Annotated in this window: 2 protein-coding genes; both read left to right on the top strand. The window is 51.3% G+C overall.

Annotated elements, in window-relative coordinates; all coding sequences use genetic code 11:
• Positions 1-2,357 (top strand): magnesium-translocating P-type ATPase (mgtA, locus tag ACYC56_RS13185; protein WP_461374635.1); only part of this gene is annotated, 2,357 nt, incomplete at its 5' end.
• A gap of 139 nt (positions 2,358-2,496) precedes the next feature.
• Positions 2,497-3,790 (top strand): hypothetical protein (locus ACYC56_RS13190; protein ID WP_461374636.1); only part of this gene is annotated, 1,294 nt, incomplete at its 3' end.

The raw sequence follows: 3,790 nt of genomic DNA on the forward strand, positions 1-3,790 counted from the left end.
TTTTATCCCAGTTCAAAAGCCCGATAATCATCATCCTGCTGTTTGCGGCGGTTCTTTCATTTTTCCTCCAGGACCGCGTAACGGCGCTCATTATCATGACGATCATCTTTATCAGCGGTTCCTTAGGGTTCTGGCAGGAGAAGGGCGCGACCGACGCCGTCGAGAAGTTACTTGAGATCGTCGAGGTGAAGACGACGGTTTTACGTGATAGCAAAGAGGTAGATATCCCGATTGACAAGGCGGTTCCCGGTGATATCACGATTTTAACGTCGGGGGATAGTATCCCGGGGGACTGTCTGATACTTGAGTCGAGCGATCTTTATGTCGATGAGGCGACGTTAACCGGTGAGACCTATCCCGTGGAAAAAGAGCCGGGTGTCGTGCCTGCGGATACACCGCTTGCAAAGCGTGGTAACACTCTGTTTATGGGGACGCACGTGGTTAGCGGAAGCGCAAAAGCCATTATCGTGCGCACAGGGAGGAGCACGGAATTCGGTAAGGTCTCCGAGAGCCTGAAACTGCGGCCACCCGAGACCGAGTTCGAACACGGGGTGAAGCATTTCGGGTACTTTTTGCTAGAAGTCACGCTCATGCTGGTGGTTACGATCTTCGCCATTAACGTGTATTTGCACCGACCGGTGCTCGACTCGTTTTTGTTTTCGCTCGCGCTTGCCGTTGGTCTGACACCGCAGCTTTTGCCCGCGATTATCAGCATCAACCTGGCACATGGCGCAAAACGCATGGCGGAGGATAAGGTTATCGTCAAGAGGCTTGAATCCATCGAGAATTTCGGCAGTATGAACGTTCTCTGCTCGGACAAGACGGGTACGCTCACTGAGGGTGTGGTGCGCGTGCACGGGACGCTTGATGTCGAAGGTAATGAGAGCGAGAAGGTATTTCTTTACTCGTACCTCAATGCATTTTATGAGACCAGCTTCATGGACCCGATCGACGAGGCCATCCGCACCCACAAAACGCTTGATCTTACCGGCTATCGAAAGATCGATGAGGTTCCTTACGATTTTATCCGGAAACGTCTAAGCGTGCTCGTCGAGAAGGACGGTACGCATCTAATGGTGACGAAAGGCGCCCTGTCAAATATCCTGGATGTGTGTTCGCAGGCAGAGCTGCCGGACGGTCAGGTCGTCGATATCCATGAGGCCGACGGGCGGATCAAAGAACGTTTCAAGCAGTTCAGCGCCGAGGGTTTTCGCACGCTTGGTGTGTGTTATAAGGATGTGGGGTCGAGCACCGATATCACCAAAGACTCCGAGACCGACCTGTCGTTCATCGGGTTTATTCTGCTCTACGACCCGCCGAAAGAGGGTATCATCGAAACGATCGACCGCCTGAAAGGCCTGGGGGTCGACCTAAAGATTATCACCGGAGATAACGCCCTGGTCGCGGCAAGCGTCAGCAAACAGGTGGGGTTAACACAGCCGCGTATTATCACCGGCACCGAGATTAATCATATGAGCGATGAGGCCTTGTTAAGGAGAATCAACCACACAGAGGTCTTTGCCGAGGTCGAGCCCAACCAGAAGGAGCGCATCCTTCTTGCTTTAAGGAGGGCCGGGAACGTGGTCGGCTACATGGGCGATGGTATCAACGATGGACCGGCACTTCATGCCTCCGATGCGGGGATCTCGGTCGATACTGCGGCGGATGTGGCCAAAGAGGCCGCCGATATCGTCCTGCTGGAAAAAGACCTGAGCGTACTTACGAAAGGCGTTCAGGAGGGGAGAACGACGTTTGCAAATACGCTCAAATACGTGTTCATGGCGACTAGCGCCAATTTCGGCAACATGTTCAGCATGGCCGGGGCATCCCTGTTCTTGCCGTTCTTACCACTGTTGCCGACGCAGATTCTACTGACCAACCTACTGACCGATTTTCCCGAGACGACCATCTCGACGGACCTTGTAGATCGGGAGCTGATCGACCGTCCCCGGCGCTGGAATATCGATTTCATCCGCAAGTTTATGGTGACGTTCGGCCTTTTAAGCTCGGTGTTTGACTACCTCACCTTCGGGGCGCTTCTCTTCATCCTTCACGCCGGGTCGACCGAATTCAGGACCGGTTGGTTTATGGAGTCGGTTATCTCGGCATCGCTCATCGTCCTCGTCATCCGAACGAGAAAACCGTTCTTCGCAAGCAGGCCGAGCCAGTACTTGGCGGCGGCCACGTTACTCATCATTGGCGTAACGATTCTGCTGCCGTTTACTTCATTATCAAAGCTCTTCTCGTTTACTGCGGTACCGCCCGTATTCTTGCTGGTCTTAGGGGGCATCCTTGTCCTCTATATCGCGGGGGCCGAGCTGGCGAAAAGGATATTCTACAAGCATGTCACGTTTTGATTCAAGCCCAACCATTGTTAAAACTACGACAGTAAATTATAGGTTGTTTATCCTGCTACGGTAAAGTAGTATAAAAAGATATCAAACAATCCCCAACACCAAGACCAACCGGAACAAAACTCGTTTACAGGAGTGTTTTATGAATCACCGCGTTGCACGGTCTTTTGTTGCAGTGGTCCTTCTCGTTTTGCTATCGCTAATTCTCTATGGATGCAAGTCTAAAATACCAAAGCAGGCGAAACAGCCCAAGGGGGTTGTGATATCGCCGGTTGTATTTAAATCGAACGGGCACGATGTGTTGTCGTTAAATCCAATCCCGAGGGAGCGTCCCGAACTTGCACTGCTCAAAGTCCGAGAAGAGTCGCTGGATACTGTAACTATCCTTAAGATGTTTGGTTTTAATCCCAAAGAGATAGAGCGGCATGATGCACCCCAGCTTGGCGGCTCTCAGTTTATATTACGTGGGCAGGGCAACGGGCAGAAGTACACCGAATCGATAACTATCCGCCCGCATAACGATATATTGTACCAGCGGGACGGAAAATTCTACGACGGTGATCCCGGCCTTACCGAGGATGAGGCGCGGCAGATGGCGCAGAAGTTTATTCAATCGCACGGCGGCATGCCGGCGGATGCAGTTTTAGATAGCATTACACCATCATTTTACGGATTCATTAAAAACCCGGAGAGCGGCAAGAAAGTCGTTCATCAATACCAGCTTGTTTATGTGAGCGGGAAGAATAAGGACGGCTACTATGTAGATGGCGCGAATCGTATAACGATTGTTATCGACAGCAAGGATGTTATTAGGTACGAGCGGTTTTGGAGACATCCTATGGAATTGACTGGCAAACCACAGCGGGTTATGGCTGCTCAGGATGCTCTATCATCGGCAATCGACGCAATTCTTAATAATCATGTAACGGCGCTCTATTTGCCACCGAAAAGTTTTGTTACCCCGGCGGCATCTCCTGCAATTTCTGCATTTTTTGGAAGCGGCGGCCTCTCGGAAGCCGAAGGATATGCGGATGGTCTGCCGGCTGGGGAGATCAACTTATATAAGATGGAACTCGTTTATTTTAGCCCCACCCCTCGCGTGAGCACCGATACATTGCATCCAGTATGGAAAGTGAATCAGGCTACTACGAACAGTGTTGCTTTTATCGATGCCTATACCGGCAAATTCATCAACGTCGGGACCGAAAAGCGTGAATATTTAGACGAGGCTCGCAAAAATGCGGTCAGGCAGGCCGCTAAGCTTTCCTGGGTGAAGGCGGCCGTCTTGAGAGCAAATCAAACCATAGAAGAATCTCTTGTTCGGATTCCATATCCACTGCAAAATATAGCCGACTATACCTTGGCCGGGGAAAAAGTATGGCCAAGCTTTCCTCGGTCGCTTCCGGTTTACATTAGGGACAACTCAAAAAAGAGCA

It is taken from the genome of Candidatus Aquicultor sp. (assembly GCF_054640775.1).